General features: G+C 45.5%; 14 protein-coding genes. 2 read left to right on the forward strand and 12 right to left on the reverse strand.

Annotated features, from left to right (window positions below):
- Positions 1 to 108 precede the first annotated feature (108 nt).
- The 7 genes from codA to ACRRSX_RS12195 form a co-directional block, all read right to left on the reverse strand.
- On the reverse strand, positions 109 to 1,353 hold the full coding sequence (codA, locus tag ACRRSX_RS12165) for a cytosine deaminase (RefSeq protein ID WP_432452932.1): 1,245 nt from the start codon (positions 1,351 to 1,353) through the stop codon (positions 109 to 111).
- 7 nt (positions 1,354 to 1,360) lie between these two features.
- A complete protein-coding gene (locus ACRRSX_RS12170; protein ID WP_432452931.1) occupies positions 1,361 to 2,545 on the reverse strand; it encodes a PucR family transcriptional regulator in 1,185 nt (394 codons plus the stop codon).
- Position 2,546: 1 nt separating this feature from the next.
- On the reverse strand, positions 2,547 to 3,803 hold the full coding sequence (gene codB / locus ACRRSX_RS12175) for a cytosine permease (RefSeq protein ID WP_432452929.1): 1,257 nt from the start codon (positions 3,801 to 3,803) through the stop codon (positions 2,547 to 2,549).
- Positions 3,804 to 4,076: 273 nt separating this feature from the next.
- A complete protein-coding gene (gene modC / locus ACRRSX_RS12180) occupies positions 4,077 to 5,153 on the reverse strand; it encodes a molybdenum ABC transporter ATP-binding protein (RefSeq protein ID WP_432452928.1) in 1,077 nt (358 codons plus the stop codon).
- On the reverse strand, positions 5,150 to 5,824 hold the full coding sequence (modB, locus tag ACRRSX_RS12185; RefSeq protein WP_432452927.1) for a molybdate ABC transporter permease subunit: 675 nt from the start codon (positions 5,822 to 5,824) through the stop codon (positions 5,150 to 5,152). Before modB ends, modC begins: the two co-directional genes overlap by 4 nt.
- Before the next feature lie 59 nt (positions 5,825 to 5,883).
- Complete coding sequence (modA, locus tag ACRRSX_RS12190; protein WP_432452926.1) at positions 5,884 to 6,663, reverse strand: molybdate ABC transporter substrate-binding protein; 780 nt, start codon at positions 6,661 to 6,663, stop codon at positions 5,884 to 5,886.
- Between the two features lie 21 nt (positions 6,664 to 6,684).
- On the reverse strand, positions 6,685 to 7,527 hold the full coding sequence (locus ACRRSX_RS12195; protein ID WP_432452925.1) for a TOBE domain-containing protein: 843 nt from the start codon (positions 7,525 to 7,527) through the stop codon (positions 6,685 to 6,687).
- Positions 7,528 to 8,143: 616 nt separating this feature from the next.
- On the opposite strand from ACRRSX_RS12195, the gene ACRRSX_RS12200 reads away from it, so the two are divergent.
- Positions 8,144 to 10,150 (forward strand): methyl-accepting chemotaxis protein, encoded by a 2,007-nt coding sequence (locus ACRRSX_RS12200; RefSeq protein ID WP_432452924.1) that lies wholly within the window; start codon positions 8,144 to 8,146, stop codon positions 10,148 to 10,150.
- A gap of 137 nt (positions 10,151 to 10,287) precedes the next feature.
- On the opposite strand, the gene ACRRSX_RS12205 is transcribed toward ACRRSX_RS12200, so the two are convergent.
- The 3 genes from ACRRSX_RS12205 to ACRRSX_RS12215 form a co-directional block, all read right to left on the reverse strand.
- The gene (locus ACRRSX_RS12205; protein ID WP_432452923.1) at positions 10,288 to 10,782 is read right to left on the reverse strand and encodes a GNAT family N-acetyltransferase; all 495 of its coding nucleotides are present in this window, start codon (positions 10,780 to 10,782) and stop codon (positions 10,288 to 10,290) included.
- Positions 10,783 to 10,891: 109 nt separating this feature from the next.
- Positions 10,892 to 13,300, reverse strand: a complete 2,409-nt coding sequence (locus tag ACRRSX_RS12210; RefSeq protein ID WP_432452922.1) for a beta-glucosidase — start codon at positions 13,298 to 13,300, stop codon at positions 10,892 to 10,894.
- A gap of 97 nt (positions 13,301 to 13,397) precedes the next feature.
- Complete coding sequence (locus ACRRSX_RS12215; protein WP_432452921.1) at positions 13,398 to 14,426, reverse strand: helix-turn-helix domain-containing protein; 1,029 nt, start codon at positions 14,424 to 14,426, stop codon at positions 13,398 to 13,400.
- 497 nt (positions 14,427 to 14,923) lie between these two features.
- Here ACRRSX_RS12215 and ACRRSX_RS12220 point away from each other — a divergent pair, with 497 nt between their 5' ends.
- A complete protein-coding gene (locus tag ACRRSX_RS12220) occupies positions 14,924 to 16,948 on the forward strand; it encodes a glycoside hydrolase family 3 N-terminal domain-containing protein (RefSeq protein WP_432452920.1) in 2,025 nt (674 codons plus the stop codon).
- Between the two features lie 76 nt (positions 16,949 to 17,024).
- Here the strand turns inward: ACRRSX_RS12220 and ACRRSX_RS12225 are convergent, their stop codons facing one another.
- Both ACRRSX_RS12225 and ACRRSX_RS12230 read right to left on the reverse strand, forming a co-directional pair.
- Entirely contained in the window at positions 17,025 to 17,771 is a 747-nt protein-coding gene (locus tag ACRRSX_RS12225; protein ID WP_432452919.1) for a substrate-binding periplasmic protein, read from the reverse strand.
- 346 nt (positions 17,772 to 18,117) lie between these two features.
- A complete protein-coding gene (locus ACRRSX_RS12230; RefSeq protein ID WP_432452918.1) occupies positions 18,118 to 20,199 on the reverse strand; it encodes a phytase in 2,082 nt (693 codons plus the stop codon).
- Positions 20,200 to 20,294: the final 95 nt, after the last annotated feature.

The following is a 20,294-nucleotide window of genomic DNA, read 5'->3' on the forward strand; positions in this document are numbered from 1 at the left end:
TCACAAACTAAATGTTGCAAAAGGCCTTGTCACTGACAAGGCCTTTTTGTAGCTCGGTGATTGCAAACGACAGCGTCTAGCGACCAACACGGTCTCTAAACCACAGCTTCAAAAAATCGGTGATTGCAGCAGCTCGGCAGGTTTGCGCTCAATTAGGATCTGACCTTGGCGCACCGACAACAATACCTCACCTTGCTTTTGCAAGACCTCGACATCATTCCCACCTTCTAATACGATGAAATTTGCTGGTTTGCCCAGCTCAATACCGTATTCATCTTCTACCTGTAGGGTTCTTGCACCATTATCAGTGATCAAATCTAAACAGTTTTGAAGTTCACTGTAGCCCATCATATGGCAGCTGTGGATCCCCGAGTCCAATATCCGCAACAGCTTACCGTTGCCAAGGGTATACCAAGGATCTTGGATGGAGTCTTGGGCAAAACATACATTTAAACCGGCTTCACGTAGTTCTTTAACCCGAGTGATACCACGCCGCTTGGGGTAGCTGTCGAAACGACCTTGTAAATGAATGCTCTCGGTTGGACAAGAAACAAAATTGATTTTCGACATTTTTAGTAAGCGAAACAGCTTGGAGCAATAGGCGTTATTATAGGAATGCATGGCAGTGGTATGACTGGCGGTTACCCGTGGTCCTATATTGGCTTCCAAGGCCGCGGTGGCGAGAACCTCCAGAAAACGCGCCGCATCGTCATCAATTTCATCACAATGCACATCGACCAACTTACCGGTTTGCTGCGCCAACTCTATCACCCAACGCATCGATTCCACCCCGTATTCACGAGTAAATTCAAAGTGCGGGATCCCACCAATCACGTCGGCGCCCTCTTCCAACGCCTGTAGCATTAACTCGCGACCATTGGGATAAGACCAAATACCTTCCTGAGGAAACGCCACGATTTGCAACAATATCTTATCTTGAAGACGAGACTTGAGCTTAGCAATCGCTTTTAGCGCCACTAACTGCGGATCGGTAACATCCACATGGGTACGAATATACTGCACGCCATTGGCCACCAACAGTTCGACTGTTTTAAGCACCCTTTGCTCAACATCTTCGGCACTTAACATCGGTTTGCGCTCGGCCCAACGTTCGATCCCCTCAAATAACGTTCCGCTCATATTCCAATTGGGTTGCCCTGCCGTGAGGGCTGCATCAAGGTGAATATGTGGTTCAACGAAGGGGGCGCAGCAAAGATTTCCCTTAGCATCATAACTACCTGCACCGATCGCTAGGGTATTTTGTTGTTGCTCTATTTGGCTAAAGCAACCATCACGAATGCTGATACTAAATAGCGATTCTTGGCCACGTAGCCGAGCATTAATAATTTTCATCGGATGATCATCCATAGTGATTGTTCTCATCTAAAATCAAGGCTTCCATCATCAGCGCATTTTGTAGCGCTAAACGCTGTTGCGCATTGTTTAGTTGCCGCTGGCTTAAGCTTTCAAACTTTTGCAGACGATGCTGCAGGGTATTGCGATGAATACCTAAACTTTGCGCCGTTTGTCGGGCGCTACATAGGTTTTCAAAATAAACTGCCAGCGTGTGTTTTAAAAGTTTCGCCTGCGGCTCCCGATTGGCAAACAAAGGACCCAGCTGCTGGCGGCAAAAATCGGCTAACAACTCATGATTGTCCACCGCAGAAAAAATTTGATTGATACCGAGATCGGCATAATGCAACACCGTTTGGCGCGCACTATTACGGGCAAATTGAGCAGCTTGTTTGGCTTGCTGCGCCGCCAAACCTAAATGAATTATCCCTTGAGGACTCGCACTCACCCCTAAAGCACAATTAAGATGAGCCGCCGCTAACTGTGTCGCAAGTTCGCTCCACAAGTGAATTTGTTGCTCGTGGTTCAAGCCCTCAGGATTTGCCAGAAACAAATACCAGCCATCTTGATACTCTAAAATCGGCAAACGATGGGGATAAGCTTCCAGTTGACGGTTCAAGCTAAAGGCCCAAGCACTTAAGTCGACATCATCGCTCACCATGGGCAGCACCAACGCCACTAACAGTGGCTGGTGCAAATCAAGTTCAAGACTGTTGGCCCGTTGCCGAGCTAAAGCGGGTAGTTTTCGAGGGGACTCGATCACATGGCTTAAAAACCAACGCAGAGAATGTTCGGCCAGATCGGCTTGGATAATCCGATTACAAATAAGCTCGGTGACCTTCACCATCGGCAAACTATAGGGTTGCTCAAACAACGGAAAATCACGTTGTTCGGCAAAGGCCAATACTGCCTCAGGGATCATAGGAATAAATTCCGAGCCGGTCAAAATCACAATACCTGCCGCGTACTTAGCTTGAGCCTCTACGATTAGCTGCTGATAATCTTCAACACTGCGTTGCAAATTGATCCCGGTAACAAAAATCAACTCACCGCCGAGTAGCCAAGGACCTACCTCGAGGTTTTCTGCCACATAGGGCCAACGAACTGAATTGTCTGCACCACCAGCACCGGCTCGAAGAACAAAGGCTTCCAATCCGGCGATAGCGGTGATCTCACTAACTTTTAAGGCCACATTAAGCTTCTTTAGCAAGGCTCGGTTGAGCCGAAGCAATAAACACCAACAGACTATAGAAGGCGCTTGCCACCACAATCCCTACCAAAGGCGCAATCCATGGAGAGAAATAGGCAGCAGCCGAACCCACGACATAGGCGGCTAAGCCTTGTAGATTAAATTGCGGTAAATTAACCTGCTCCAAGGCGGGTGGCGCAGCCTTATACTTCACCCAAAAATCAGTCATGATAATCGCACCAATCGGTGGAATAAAGGTTCCTAACAGGATCAAGAAAGGGATCAATAGATTATACATCCCAAATATGGCCAGCAAAGTACCAATGGCGGCGCCACCTACGGTGACTAAGCGACGTTTATCTGTTCGCAATAAGTTGCACCCCGCAGCAGCAAAATTGTAAATCGTGTTATCTTGAGTGGTCCAAATATTAGTAAACAACATCAATATTGCCACCAGCATAAAGCCTTGCACCACCAATACATCCACCACATCCGCCTGCTGATAAATTAAGGTGCCAAAGGCGCCAACAAATACCATTAAACCGTTGCCCACAAAAAACGCAGCCAGTGTGGTGTACACTGCGATCTTGCCACTCTTGGAGAAGCGACTCCAGTTGGTCGCCTGGGTACCGCCACTCACAAAAGTACCAAATACCATGGTAATCGCAGCGGCAATCGGCATCGCCTGAGTGGGTTCAACCGCAATCAGCTCGCTCAAGCCGCCGACATCAATCAAGCCTTGATACAAAGACAGTGCGATAAACACCAACATGGCAGGTACCGACACCTTAGACAATAACTCAATGCCTTTATAACCAATAGTGGCGGTGATACAAAAACCAAAACCAAATACCACCATCAAAGGAATGGTCAAACTCTCTGGCAAAGCCAGCAATTTAACCAATACGATCGCAATAGTCGCAGTGCCCCAGGCATACCAACCCACTTGAGTGAAACCCAAGACAAAATCTGACAACATACTGCCCTTCAAACCAAAGCAGTATCGTCCTAATAGCACCGAGTTTAGTCCAGTTTTATAGGCGACATAGGCTAGCCCTGCGGCGTAGGCGCCTAACAGCAGATTACCCACCACAATAATAACCAGCAACTGGGAGAAGGAAAATGCAGCACCTAAGCTACCACCAGCCCACATCGTTGCGGTGAAAAAAGTAAAACCGAGTAAAACTGAGGCCATCGACCAAAGACCTTTTCGTTGGTCATCTGGCACAGCTGATAAAGGAAAATCGTTTGTTTGACTCATGCTGTATCTCCTGAATATAAGTGATCCCTTCAGCGAATAAGTATCAAGAGATATGCCATAAGTAGTGCCTAAATCCAAATATTAAAAACTGTGCACGGCGAGCAAAGCCAAGCAAATAAAATATACCAAATGCACAAAGGAAGGACTGACGATACTCAACGGAACAATGAAGTCAGGCGTGCAGCACCCCGCCAAGCACCAATTCAAACCAAATTTGCCCAAAAAGTGTGCATCGATGGTGGTTTCCTTATCAGCCAGCGCTAGCTTGGCAAGCTACAAAATAGCCACTGATTTAATTTGCAACCAAACTTGCTGCTGGAGTTTCAATTGTAAGTGCGCCACTGAATATTCCGAAATCAACGCTTGAACGAGCTGTGAAGAACTCAGTTTTGCTTTTACCAAACACTCTCCCGCTCTTAGCCCCGGATGAATACTCTGCACTTCGGCAGGAAACACATTTAAAATTGAACTTTGCTGCGGCTTCACTCGACAAATGCTGACATCCCGAGCGTTGATCCGACAGCGCACCGTTTCTCCAGGCTGGCAGTTTTGCCCGACTAAATAAAAAGCTAAGCCATTCACCGTCAATTGAGTTAAACCATGCTCATGATTCGCGACCACCCTCCCTGTAAGCAAAGTATTAGTTTGGCCGCTAAATAGTGGACCGGATAATTCATTCAGCATCACTTCTTCGAGGCGCCCTTGCAGCACTACCCTGCCCTGATTGAGAACCACCACATGGTCGGCTAAACGCGCGACTTCATCCAGCGAATGACTAACGTAAACGATGGGGATCGCCAGCTGTTGATGTAAACGCTCTAAATAAGGCATGATCTCTTGTTTTAAACTGAGATCGAGGGCCGATAAGGGTTCATCCATTAACAATAACTTGGGAGAGGTGAGCAAGGCTCTTGCGATAGCCACCCGTTGTCGCTCGCCCCCCGATAGCGCTCGAGGGTGACGTTGCAAGAGTTCGGTAATGCCTAACAGCGCAGAGACTTCGCCAATGTCCAACTTCTGTTTATCTGCAGACAAACGTTGATAACCAAAGAGCAGATTTTGTTGCACGTTCAGATGAGGAAATAAGCTGGCTTCTTGAAAAACGTAAGCGATGTCACGTTGATAAGTCGGCACAAATTGTCCCGTTTGATGATCCTGCCAGACTTCGCCATTCACTGCAAAGTAACTCTGAGGTAGTCGCTCTAACCCCGCCATGGCACGTAAACAGGTGGTTTTGCCCGATCCCGAGGGCCCAAATAATACGGTCACTCCTTGGCTGGGAAACGTCATATTGACATCTAAACAAAAGTCGCCGCGATCGGCCACAAAACGAACTTGTATTTGTGTCATGCCATGACCCTCCGCCGCGCGGCATCATTAAGACTGTAAATTAAGAGCAAAGCGATAAAAGAGAAAGCCAACATGCCACCAGCTAACCAATGGGCCTGGCTGTATTCTAAGGCTTCCACATGATTATAAATTTCTATCGACATTACGCGCGTTTGCCCAGCGATATTCCCACCAATCATCAACACCACGCCAAATTCACCGATGGTGTGACAAAATCCCAGAATGGCGGCGGCAAATACACCTGGACGGGCCAGCGGAAAAGCCACTTGCCAGAAACTGGCAATCGGTCCGGCACGTAGGGTTGCTGCAACTTCCAAAGGCCGCTTCCCTATCGCTTCAAAGGCATTTTGCAGCGGTTGCACCACAAACGGAAAAGTGTGGATCACACAGGCAATCACAATACCGGTAAAGGTAAACGGTAAACTGCCCCAACCGAGAGCATTAAACAACTTGCCAACCGTGCCATTAGGCCCCAAAGCAAGTAATAAGTAGAATCCCAACACCGTCGGCGGCAATACCAAAGGCAAGGCGAACAAGGCACCCACAATGGGTTTGAAACGCGAACGGGTTTGTGCCATCCACCATGCCAAGGGCGTCGCCAACAATAGCAAAATGAGGGTGACTACGGCGGCTAACTTCAAGGTTAACCACACCACCGAAAAATCAGTCATCGACAACTATCCTTCATTTAGAAATACCAACATTTTCGAGCGACAAGGCTCATTGCTACTTACTCATTCACTTGATAACCAAAACTTTTAATTAAGGCTTGAATGGGTGGTGTTTGTAGGTAGCTTAAAAACGCTTTGGCCTGAGGATTCCCCTCGCCTTTTTTAAGGATCACCGCATCTTGTTTGATCGCTTGATATAAGTCACTTGGTACAATCCACGCCGAACCATGGCTAATTTCACCATCAACATATACCTGAGAAAGCGCCACAAAACCTAAAGGCGCAGCCCCTGAACTCACTTGCTGAAAGGTTTGTCCTACCGATTGACCTTCCACCAATTTAGGCTGTAATTGTTGATATAGTTCCAAGTTTTTCAATACGGTCACCGAGGCAGCGCCATAGGGGGCGGTTTTGGGATTACTTATCGCCAAATAAGGTAACTGAAAATTGTTTAATACCTTGCCTTGTTGATCCACCAAATCATTTTGATTCGACCACAACACTAAACGTCCTTGGGCATAGGTAAATTGGCTGTCGGCCAGCGCCATCCCCTCGGCAACCAGCTGACTCGGTCGAACTTGATCGGCCGCCATAAAAAACTCAAAGGGCGCTCCATTACGAATTTGCGCATACAGTTTGCCGGTAGAACCGGTGGAAATAAGCAGCCGATGGCCCGTATCTTGATGATACCGCGCCGCGATTTGTAGTAGCGGCTTATAAAAATTGCCAGCTACCGCCACTTTTAAGCCTTCGGCATGCCCCCCAAAGGCGACTGTTTGACCTAACAAAAAACTAAAAACCAAGGTCATTGTTTTAAAAATGCTCATATTATATTTCATGATGAAAGCTCCGTTGACAACTTATCCATAACAACACACAATGACCGAAGACGCAGAGAAACATAGCTTAATCTCAGTATTTTCGCTTAAATCTAAATTCGCTGCACTTTCACTAGGAACCATTGCAGCAAGCGTTTTTTGGTCGGCTAACTCAATACTAATGTCGTCGCACACCGCCCCACGAATCACTCGCGATACCCGTCCCGTAAACTGATTGTCAGCCGCCACCTTAAGTCCTTCACCTTGATAGAGCATCAGCTGCGGTGCTTTAATTAAACACAGCACTTCTGAGCCCAGTACCAAACCTAAACACTCCATGGACTCACAGCTCAACATGGCAGTGACAGTTAAATGCTCCGATACGGCTATTTTTATCACCGAATTAACTTGCCCCAGCTGGATCGCTTTTACCTGACCAAATAATTGGTTACGTGCGCTGCTGCGAAAGCTCAAGCGACGCATCAATTGACGAAAGTGTGCCACTTCGTGATTGCTAATTTTCAGAGGTTGACTCAGCTGCGGTTTAAGTTGCTCGAAGGCCTGCTGGTATTCTAACTCTAGCGCCTTATGTAAGGCGATTAAGCGCTTGGCATATTCGGTTAGTACACTTCCCCCCCCATTCTTACCGCCGCTTTGCTTAATCACCAAAGCCTTCTCTGACAGGTTATTCATTGCATCTAAGGCATCCCAGGCAGCCTTATAAGACATGGGTAAGGCGCGAGCCGCCGCACTTAATGAGCCGTGCTGTTGAATGCCATCCAATAAACGGATCCGGCTATCACTGAGAAAAGGCCCTAACTCACTACACAGTTTTATTTTCCCCAACAAGGGTTGGGTGATGACTGACTTTGTTGATTCCGTCATAGTTTCACCTATATAACGCTAGTGTTAAACATATTTTCATGCTGTAAACCAAAGTCTTTTGGATGAAGCGAATCACCGCTCAAGACTCTTCTAGCGTTTTACTGCAAGTCCAATTCCACTCAGTAATTAAGTTCTAAGGCATTGTATATAATGGAAATAATTGATAGCCAAAGGTTCCGTGGCTTGTCATAGTAACAACAAAATTCGCTATATTGTAAGTTATACGACGAAATAGACCGTCCAATACTCCCGCAAGGTCTAGGTCCAACCGGAAGCCAATCAGCGGACCACTTTACCGATCGAATCCTAGTGGTTTATGATTCAGCCAACAGCCCAGCATAAATCACCACACCGTTAACCTCAGTGATTCCGATTTAGTTTAAAAAAAGTGAACTGTGTTAGGCTAAGCGTATTATTTAGATCTGAGCCACTTGGCTTAAACTATCAACACCTTTGGCTATGATTTTATTTATTGTTTGTTTTTCAAACGATTATACTGATAAAAAATGAAATGGCGCTAGGCAAACACCACTCATAATGGCATAAACTATTTTAAGTTAATGCCGATAATACAGAATTAACACAACATATTTTGCTGCAAAAAAAGGAGAGTTTCATGGGAAGTTTTTTTTCCCCGGCGGTCTATCTGAGTGACCGCATCGGGTTTAAGTATAAATTCCTATTATGGACTTGTTTGTTTTTAGTACCTATCGCCTACGGCTTTAGTTCCCTTATTTTAACCATGAACGAAGATATTGAGTCTGCGAAACGGGAATTCTCCGGTTACCAACTTGTCAGTAAAATCCCCGAATTATCAGCCTCGATCGTGCAACATCAACACTTGATGACTTTAAAATCAATGGATAGAGAGTTTGAGCCTGAAAAACTCGTTTCACTCGACCAGTCCATTGATGGTATTTTTGCTCAACTCGCATCCATGATGTCAGAAAATCATCAAACAGAATTACAACAAGTTCAACAGCAATGGCTGGCGTTAAAAGGCAAGCAGCATGGTTCCTTAAATGATCTCTTAGTCGAACACGAAGCATTATTAAGTGATATCAGAGGATTGACTCATAGTATTGGTGCCGACAGTGGATTAACACGAGACCCCCAAGTCACCAGTTATTACCTGATTGCTGTCTCAGTAAATAATCTACCTATTTTACAAAGTAATATCGCCAGACTTAGAGATAAAGGCGGCGACATCGCCGATTTTGGGATCCTAGATGCCGAAGGCAATGCTGATCTCAACTTTAGAACCGACCTGGCCAACGAAGAATTAAAAAATATGCAAAAAGCCCTAACCCTGTTAGGCAATCATGACCCACTTTTCCAGGAAAAGCTCGGCAACCAAGCGACACAGTCTGTTGAATCTATCGGTGCGAGCATCTCATTAATTCGCGATAACATCCTAAAAGACCAGCAGGTAAAAACCAATACCGAGGCGGTTTTCCAAAGCACTCAACTCAGCCTCGATAATATAGAACAACTGGCGACGGCATCCATGAGTTACCTCGGTGAAGAACTCACCGCCCGGAAGTATAATGCCGAAAATAAACGGATTGTACTGCTGGTTGCACTCAGCCTGATCCTGCTCGTCTGTGCTTATTTCATGATTGGTGCTTACCTCTCCGTCAAACGTACCGTGAAACAAATTCGCTTAGTGGCCGGTAAAGTCAATCAAGGTGATCTAAGCGCAGATTTAGTGGTTCATGGTTCAGATGAGCTGGCCGATATTGCTCAAGATTACAAAACAACTCTGCAAGCCTTGCGTCATCTACTGCAACAAGTGACCGCCAGCTCTCTGGAAATGCTCAACGCAACTCAGCGAATTGGTGATAAATCACAAGCCGTGCGTGATGCGATTAATCAACAGCAACAAGAAACTCAGCAAGTGGCGACTGCGGTTGCCGAAATGAATGCGACCGTCAATAACATGGCCGAAGACGCGAACAAAGCGGCAGACTCAACGCTCGCCTCGCAACAAGCGGTGGTGAATGGGCAAGAGATCGTTGGCGGTACAATCACCACGATTGGCCTAATTAATGAGGAAGTGGTGACCACTTCAGATTCATTAAGTCAGCTACAACAACAAAGCAATGCGATTGGCAGTGTGATTGATGTAATTAGCAACATTGCCGAACAAACCAATTTATTAGCGCTTAACGCCGCCATCGAAGCTGCACGTGCTGGCGAGCAGGGCCGCGGCTTTGCCGTAGTTGCTGACGAAGTTCGTACCTTAGCCAGTCGCACCCAAACGTCTACTGATGAAATACAAAAGATGATCGAAGGCTTACAGTCTGGATCACTAAGCTCGGTGAACGCTATGGCCAATGCCAGTAATCGAGCACAAAGTGGTGTGGAGCAAGCGGAAGAGGCGCGTGGAGCCTTTAATAATATCACCGAGCGGGTGGATGAAGTGGTCGACCTCAATACCAATATTGCTAGCGCAATCGAGGAACAAAGCAAGGTGATGGATGAAGTTGAACACAATATTGTGCAAATATCCGACGGCGCAAATGCGGCCTTACAAGTTGCCGAAGAAGCCAGTCAAGCCAGCGAAAGCATTCGTCAAGAGGTCAACCAGCTACAACAACTAGTCGACCGTTATAAACTATAAACCACCAGACTAGCGCCCCACTAACCCGCTTAGGCGGGTTGGTTTTTATTTTTAAATCTGAACTTCTCTCAAGCGAGCAGCTAAGCATCATCAATAGCCATCACCATTAATGATGATTCGAACCGTTGACGAGCAGACTAATTCAGCGGAACTAGCAGCTTATGCATAATGTAGCTATCCACATAGCCTTGGTCAGAGTGGAGATAAGCTTGAGGTATCGTACCTAAAATTTGATAACCCAATTTCTTCCACAAGCGCACCGCGACCTCATTCGTCGACACAACAGAGTTAAACTGCATCGCTTTAAAGCCAAGATCTAAAGCAACTTGCTGTGAATGTAAACACAACAACGCCGCGATCCCCTTACCACGGGCAAGTTCAGCAACCATGTAACCGCAGTTACATACATGGCTGCCCGGCCCCATGGCATTGGCTTTTATATAGTAAGTACCCAAGATATGGCCATTCTCTTCATAAACATAACTTTTAAGTGGGCTAAGGCACCACAGCTCATAAGCTTGTTCAATATTGATATCTGGGTCAAAGGCATAGCTTTGCCGATCACTGACTATTTTTTGGAAGCTTGGCCAAAATATCAGGAAATCTGCGTAGGTGGTTGCTCTGATTTGCATATTTAATTTACCTCCGAGATGGCACTGTATCAGTCACCGTACCAAAACGGAAGCGTCCAACTAAACCTCACAACTAAAGCTCACAACTACGCTGCGAGGAGATGGTATTTTACTGTTGATTCAATAACTTTAACTCATGTCGAGGTTTAAGGCTTAGCAATTGATGCCCTAAAGGCTGGGTGTGATCCACGAAGAAAGGTAAACTCAGTTTTCGTTCTCGAGAGGAACTGGACAAGGCCAACAGGTATTCCCCTTTTTCCAACAGCCACTGCGAACCAAAATCATCAAACGAAGCGAGTTGCTCAGCAGTTAAAGTAAAACTCAGTGTTTGTGATTGGCCAGGTTCTAACAACACCGTTTTAGCAAAAGCCTTCAACTCTTGTTGCGGTTTTTCTAACTGACCTTGAGGCGCGCTGACATAAAGTTGAACCACTTCTTTTCCAGCTCGTTCCCCTGTATTGGTAACCGTAAGCCAAGCCTTGATTTCACCGTTAAAAGTAGCGCGATTTAGTTTCGCATTGCCGTATGCAAAATTGGTATAAGACAAACCGTAACCAAAAGGAAAAGAGACATCTTGAGCGAAGCTGTCAAAATAACGATAACCCACATAAATACCTTCGTTATATTGAATTTCTGAAGGCATACCTAATGCAAATTTTAAGTAAGGATCCATCACGATTTGTTCACTAGTCGCTTTACCAGGGAAGGTTTTTGCTGAAGGAAGCTGTTGATATTTTAACGGAAATGTCACAGCTAACTTGCCAGAAGGATTAACCTCACCACTGAGCACATCAACCACCGCATTGCCTGCTTCCTGCCCCCCCTGCCAAGGCAAAACAATTGCATCAACTTTATCCTTCCAAGAGGCGGTTTCAATCACATTGCCCACATTTAACACCACCACAACTTTCTTGTTTTGCCGATGGAAATGCTTGGATACCTGAGTGATCAACGCTTGTTCCGAGGGAGATAAGTTAAAATCACTCAATTCTCGGTCCTGAAATTCCCCGGAGTTCCGACCTAAGGTGATTAAGGCGATATCAGCAGTTTTTGCTTTTTGTTCAACTAAGGCTGGATCAATTGGCATTTCAGGGATGAGCGGTACTAATTCAAACATCGTTTTCGGTTTGATTCGCTTGGCTTTTTGTTGTTTTGCATAGCGTTGATAGATGTCCGCTAGCTCAGCATCGACAACTAAATGATGCTGGTTTAAGCCCTCAACCAAAGACACGGTATAAGCCTCGTTCACATCTCCGCTGCCAGAGCCTCCAGCGATAAAATCATAAGAAGTATTACCAAAAGCGGCTATCTGCTGAATATCTTTACTAAAGGGGAGCACTTGGTGGGCATTCTTTAGTAAAACCACAGCCTCAGCCGCCGCCTGACGCGCAAGCTGTGCGTGCTCAAGTAATGCGGGATGATCACTGTATTGATAGTTTTGCATTGATGGTGAACGAAATACCAATTGTAGTACCCGCTTCAGATTTCGATCCAACTCCGCTCCACTTAATCTGCCAAGCTCTATCGCCTTGCTTATTTCATCCCTATCGGGCTGGATCCCGGGCATAATTAAGTCATTCCCCGCCGCTGCCTGTTCCGCAGCATCATCTCCCGAGAACCAATCACTCATGACCATACCGGTATATCCCCACTCCCGTCGCAGCACCGAATGAAGTAAGTCAAAACTTTGTGAAGTATAGGTCCCATTCACCTTGTTATATGAACTCATAACGGCCCATGGATGGGCATTTTTTATAGCCAATTCAAAACCTTTCAAATAGATTTCGCGCATTGCCCTTTCGCCAATTTTAGCATCAAGTACCATCCGGCTGGTTTCTACGTTATTCGCAACATAATGCTTAATGGTTGCGCCAACGCCTTGTGACTGAACCCCGTTAACCATCGACGCCGCCAGCGTGCCGCTCACTAAGGGATCTTCAGAGTAATATTCAAAATTTCGTCCCGCCAAAGGATTTAATTGAATATTCATCGCCGGAGCTAATAATACATCAACCCCATATTCTTTCACCTCGTTGCCCATTGCTTGCCCCACCCGCTCCACTAGATGAGGGTCCCAAGTTGAAGCTAAAGCCGTTGCAATAGGAAATGCCGTAGCATAGTAGCTTTTGCGGTCGTCTTCTCGCGTTGGTTTAATACGTAACCCAGCGGGACCGTCGGCAAATACAATGGAAGGAATTCCAAATCGCTTAAGGGCATAACTCTCCCCCGCAGCGCCCGGTACTTTTTGTGAACCTCCAGAGGCCCCAACACTAAAGCCAGTCCCCGTTAACATGTTAATTTTTTCAATCAAAGTCATTCGCGAAATAAGATCATCTATTCTCTGCTCGTCTGGCAGCGTAGTATCTTCGTAGGGCTCAAGAAGCCCATTGCCATTTAGATCGGATGTTGCCGCACCAGCCGAGGCTGGCAATTGATACAGATTGGCGGAGACCGAAGAACAAATAAAAAATAGTGAAATACAAGCGGCCACCGATGACAAATACGAGGAGGAATTCATAGATTTTCCTTATAACTAATTCAAACTTAATGATGAGAAAACAATGCATAAACGGTTTAAAAATCGACTCAGCTTAAGATCCTATCTAAACATTGATTTATTCGGCAACGTGATGCTGCCGATAATGAGAGGGCGTACAGCCAAACTGTTCCCGAAAAAAACGATTAAAACTACTTTGATTGGTAAAGCCTAAACTCTGGCTAATATACAACAGAGAAAATTGTGGTTCGGCCAATAAACGAGATGCTTCAGCACACCGAACCTTTGTATAAATTCCTGAAAAATTTATGTTTTCTTGATTGAGCCGCCGAGCAAGAGTCCAACGGCTTATCCTCAGTTGCTCACAAACCAGTGTTTGCATCGATTCAGCGTGACAATCGATATCTAACTCAGTCCATATCAACTTTTGTAAGATTTTTTCCACTTGAGCTGAATAAGTAAGAGCCGGGCGTAACTGTTGTAACTGCTCTTCCGCTTGCTGCAACAAGTAAGGTTGTAAGGCAGAATTACTCGACTTGTGGGGTAAATGTAAACATTGGCGATGAATGTAATAACTGTTCTGTATGCCCGATTCCACCGAACAATAAAAAATTTCACTCAAGTTACGCTTTTCTTCAATCGATATTGGGAAATTTAGCCGCAAACCTAAATTCGCAGAGTTGTCATCCACATATTCACGAACAATTGCGTAAAAAACATAAAAATGATTAAGAACGACGAGTTTGGTGATCAAAGGATTATCACTTTCAGAATGATATACGATCTTTAAATAATGATCCTGAATGACAAACTCGATGTCATCACATTCTCCGATCAAAGTTCGATAGCGGACATACGCCTTTAACGCTTCAAGCAAAGTGGGTGCATTCCCACACACGGCTCCTAACACATTAAAGTTTGAAAATAAGAAGCTTAAATCCGGTTCTGAATCAAACTGTACTTCGGGGAATATAGAAGTATACAGTTCAAAAAAACGAAAATGCCGCTGAGCGTCAAGCCTACCATTTGCAACGCTAAGCTCTTGCATATTAATCCCTGTGCGCTGCAATAATTGACGCTCATCCACATTCGCACTGAAAACTTGCTCTAAATAAATTTGTGCAATTCGGTTGGAAACAGTTTTCATCCCATAAACTCTTATCTTTTGTAAAGCGCTATTATTTGCGGAGACCTCGCTAAAGGTTGTGAGACGGTTCATGCTTCACAATAATCAGATGTAACAAATAGTAAGTAATATGTAAGCCTCAGGTAGTCTGCGTGTAAATACTTTTCGCTCAATTTAACAACCGATACATGATGCGAACATTCAGTAAATCATGAGCAATTCAGGATAAAAAATTTTGCTGCATTCTACACTTTCCAAGCAAGAGATGTATCAATAGAACAAAGCTTAAGCTAGATCGATCTACAGACCTTAGACGATACTCACAAATATATGTAACGGATTGTAATATAGGGTAAAAAATGCATATTATTCACACTTCGTTACACTCGCACCATTTTGAGTGTTGCATGCTCCATATTGCAAAAACATATTTTCGTCTCCTAGATATAGTCGATGGTGAACCGAAATCATGACTGACAAATGATTCCGTTTACTCACCCCGAATCACAGGAACTAAGATGAAAATAACAATGCTAGTGTTAATCCTCACAGCCGTTACCTTCTCACTACTCAATGGCTGTGGATCCGATGATAGAATCTACTTTCAACCCTCTCTCGGCTATAAAACACTGAGTCTCATTGAAGTGGACAATTACCATTTTAAAGACCTTAATAGAGACGGGCAGCTCAGCCCCTATGAAGATTGGCGTTTAACTAGTGCAGAACGAGCCTCAGATCTCGTCAGCCAAATGAACACCAAACAAAAAGCGGGCTTAATGATGCATGGCACCTTGCCCCTAGACTCCGCTGGCCGCATATCCAGCAATGCGATGACACCTCTGCTCAACAACTATGTAAATACCTTTATTACGCGCATGGCTGGCGACCCTCTCGCAATCGCCGAAGATAACAATGCCCTACAACAACGGGCGGAAGCGATTGGTCTTGGGATCCCGGTTACCATTAGCACCGATCCTCGAAATCATTTTATCAACGATCCAAACGCCACCGCCGTTGGGGCTGGAGGTTTTTCACAGTGGCCTGAGTTATTAGGTTTTGCCGCCCTGAATGATCCTGAGCTGGTAAAAGAATTTGCCGATATTGCTCGTCAGGAATATCGTACGGTAGGGATCCATGAAGCGCTCTCTCCTCAAGCTGATTTGTCCACCGAACCTCGTTGGGGTAGGAGCGCCGGAACCTTTGGTGAAGATAACATAATTGCCAAAAATTTGGTGGGAGCTTACATTGAAGGTTTTCAGCGTGGTATCGAAGGGCTCAATCCAAACAGTGTCATCTCTGTCGTGAAACACTTTGCTGGCGGGGGCCCACAACTCAACGGCTTTGATGCACATAACCACTTTGGTAAAGAACAAGTCTATCCCGGCAGTAACTTTCAATATCATTTACTCCCCTTTGAAGGCGCCTTTGATGCAAACGTGGGCTCGGTGATGCCCTATTACGGCCAGCCTATCGGATTAAACTATAACGACCAGCACATTGAAGCAGTTGGCTTTGGCTTTAACAAACAAATACTCGACACTTTGCTGCGAGGTAAATACAACTTTAAAGGCGTCGTGCTCAGCGACTGGGGGATAGTGAATGACTGTAATGACAAATGTCAGCTCGGCTTAAGCGATCAAGAGCTTACCGATGGTGTGAGCGTTTGGACGGTTCCTTTTGGAATGTCCTGGGGTGTTGAGCCTTTATCAATCGCCGAACGTTATGCCAAAAGCGTCGATGCTGGCGTTGACCAGTTTGGTGGCGTACAAGATCCTTCTCATTTACTGGAAGCGATAGCCGCAGGATTAATAACAAATGAACAAATCGATAAAGCAGCGCAGCGGATCTTAATTCAAAAATTTGACCTTGGCTTATTTGAAAATCCCTATGTTGACACTTCTATTGTGACAAATTTTGTCGGCAATGAGGATTTTCAACGCGTCGCAACCAAGACCCAGAGCCGTGCTCATGTATTGCTAAAAAACGACGCGGAAACTTTGCCGCTCAGTCCAAACAAGACCCCGAAGGTTTACTTATATCAAGTCAATGCTCAAGTGGCGACAGACTATGGTTTTACCGTTGTAGATAAACTAGAAGATGCCGATATCGCAATCTTACGGGTGAATACACCTTACGAAACTGATCCGCGCTTACCATTTGGTAACGTACATTTTGGTCAACTTGGATTTTTCGACCAAACCAACTTGATCCAAGACCAAGACCATCAAGGTGTTTATTCGGGCAGTGAAGACTACGCAGCAATCCAGGCTGCCACTGCAGCAGCCATCCCCACGGTTATTTCCATTTACTTGGACCGCCCTGCTATACTCACGGCAATTGAGCCCAGTGCAAGCGCATTGTTGGCAAACTTTGGGGCTTTAGACAGCGCTTTTTTCGATGTCTTGCTTGGCAAGACACCACCGCAAGGACATTTACCCTTCGAGCTCCCTTCAAGTTGGCAAGCCGTATTAGAACAAGATGAAGATGTAGCACATGACTCGGCCAACCCACTCTACCAACTTGGCTTCGGCTTGAGCTATTAAATCCCTCGCCCGCCCCAACAAGGTGGGCATTTTCTTAAGACAACGACCTTAAACGACATTATTTGTAGCCACGGTATTACTCAATGTATCGGTTGATGATCCGCTGATAGGTTCCGTCACGCTTTAACGCCTTTAAAGTATCACTAAACGCAGCGACCAGTTCAGGCGCAACCGTATTTTTAGAAAAAGCGATATAAGTAGGAACAACCTCAATATGCGGCGACAGTTGTTTTAAGCGTCCCTCTTGTCCCAGCTCCTTGATAATATAAGCCATGGTATAATCTGGGCCAATAATGACATCGAGCCGCTGGTTAACCAACTTCATAACGTTCTGACGATAATCGGCAACTCTTTCTATTTTAGAAATGCCACCACTATCGATAACCTGCTCCCACATCGGTCCATAAGTCGCACCGCGTAGTACCCCAAAGCGATAGGCTCCCAGATCGCCTAATTGTCCATTAAAGGTAATTTCAGATTGTGCTTGCACATATAATACTGCGGCTTGCTCAATCAACACTTCATCACTGTAGTTAAGATAAACTTGTCGCTCTGATTTTTTTACAATGGCAAAAATTCCATCCGCTTTGCTTTCTTCAAGCATGCGCAGCGCTCGAGCAAAAGGATAAACTTCGATGGTGACCGATCGATGCAAACGGGCAAATACTTCTTTTACAATGTCGACCGCAATTCCCTTATTATAACCATTTTGTTGATACTCAATTGGCGGTTGTTCCAGAATTAACAGCTTCAAATGATTGGCATAGCAATAAGGGCTCAACAAGAGCCAAAGACCTAGGCTTAATCTCCATAAAAACTTCATAAAACTCCAAAAGTGAATGGGCTTAAAGCGAGGGTTCAAATGAATAAGAATACAGTTAAGTATAGAAAAGCGCACTGGAGTCAGCACTTAAATTAGAACTTACAACAACAGTCCATCAAGTTAGCTCGCTGTAATCTTGAGCCAACACCACCAGTTATGTTCAAGCCTATCGGTTAATGAGGACGAAGCGTTCGGATGGTTCTGTGCTTGTTGATGATTTAGACAAACCTAGATAAGTCGTGCATGAAAGCGGCTTCAAGTAACAATAAGCGCAAGCTGGTGCTTATAACCAAGGCAATAGCTATCGCCGTTAACCAAAGGCTAACGGCGATATAATCGGTCAATCTTAGTCATCAAAGCTGGCTTGGATCGTCTGCCAATCAACTAGTTTAAAGTTTTGGTTCAACTGTTGGTAGTTGGCATCGATATTATACCAATCCTGCGCAATAAATAATCCCTTAGGGTAAGCACTTCCCAAATTCGCCGATACCGCGTGAATTCCATCTGTATCACTGGCACCATCGACCCCCAGATTATCATCACCGATAATCGCAAAATGCCCCACCAAACGATTATTCTGAGCCAGATCGTAGGCCACATAAGTATTATTACCTTGGCTCGAAGCCAGTAGATATTTATGAATGCCATCATCATATAGGGTTAAGCCTTCAATATCGGCAACCAAGTTCTCTCCATCAACTTTGGCAAATAAGCTCGCTTGAGTATCGGCTCCTTCTTCGGCGCTAAATTGCCAGATTGCCTGGTCCTCTTCGCCTAGATATAAGGTAGCGCTACTGTCATCCACTACACAACCTTCCGGCTGACTGGCCACACTCAGCGTTCGAACCACCTCACCACTAAAGCCCCCCTCAACTGGTGTTAAGCGCCATTGCTCAACTTGACCGTTTTTACCATTCACAAACACATAGGCGGTATTGTCTGCCGATTGGTACATACACAGACCGTAAACTTCATCGAGTGAAGATTGAAGTTCCGCCGCATCTGGATGCACGGCATTACCCAAAGCAGCAAGCGGCACGATTGGATCTTGGCCATCAGCAGAGCGTATTTGATAAAGAGCGATGGTATTCAGTTCACGATTGCTGGCTGCCGCTATGCTAATGTCTTGCCCCGCGAAATTTTGCACCTTGGAACGGATATCGACGTTATTGGGTTTACCTTGAGCCAAGTACTGTACTTGCTGACCTTGCAAGTTATAAGCAAGCAAGCCGCCTTGTTTATTGGTCGCAATAATCAAGCTTTGTTCGGCATCGTCGGGATTTAACCAAAACGCTGGATCATCGGCTGCATCACCATCGTCGTCAACCGCTGCGGTTTCTCCTGTCGCCGCGACTAAAGCCACCCCGGAGAGGGAAAGTTCTCGATGCGCTAATACATCGCTGATTGGCCGAGCACTTAAGCCATTTTGCTGATTAAGCGCCGTAAAGCTCAATTTCTCATAAATTGGTTGTTCTAATTCGGAGTTAGCCAACCATAAGCCATCTTCAGCCACGGCTAACGCTTTGGTTTCATCGATACCAGCAACCCGCTGCTGCGAATTAAAAACCCAGTTATCACGCTGATAAAACAGTAGGCCTGCACCTTCATCAGCAGCAACTAAGTAACCTTTCCCCTGTGCTTGATAGATAAGCTCTAAACCTTCAATTTCTTGTAAGTGACCAAGTGGTGCCACCCCATCCACCAGCTGACGCTCTTTCACATTCTCGGGATTTGCACCATAAGCCCAAATCCCTATATTTTGCTCGGCGATATACAAGTTTGCCAATTCGTCATCGGCAATACATGCACTTAACTTCCCCCCCACTGAAAATTCGCGAACTGGCAGTGCCACTCCGTTCACATCTTGCAATCGACTGCTCACTTGGCTGCCATCAAAACTCAATTTAAATTGTTTCGCCATCCCGTCATCGGCTACACCAGTGACCATCAGCTCACCCGTGGTGATATTTTTATATAAACATAAACCTTCGGCATTGAAGCCAACATCAAAGCTGCCTAAATCAGTCAACGGCCCACTTTGGCCATCGCTAATCGCATAAAATCCGAAAGACTGCTGCTCGGGTAAAGCCACTGCTAAAATATCGGCACTGCCGGCATGTTGATCGCTAATGTCATAACGAATATCAGCGCTGGTCGGTGCAATACCCTGCAACTGCTGTAGCTGTTCTCCATGGCTTGAAAACACCGCTAAACCGTCGTCTTCAAGCGTCGCAATTAATAGGCTCTTGCTCGAGTCACTGTGATTAAACCAATAAGCTGCATCGCCGAAGTCATCATAAGTGAGCGTTGTTTTAAGCTCGGTGCTCAAGGGCGTTGTGACTGCAGCAGTTGTATCGCTGTTGCCACATGCGCTTAAACCACCAATGCTCAAGATAATGGTTAAACTACTTAATCCTAAATGACGCATTCGATATTCCTTTGTAATGAAGATTGCCAGCGACCTTAAGCAGCCCAAATGGCACTTTTATGACAGTAAGTTGGCGTACTCCCTGTACAGAGCGT

It is taken from the genome of Agarivorans sp. QJM3NY_30, assembly GCF_050870855.2.
GTDB lineage: Bacteria > Pseudomonadota > Gammaproteobacteria > Enterobacterales > Celerinatantimonadaceae > Agarivorans.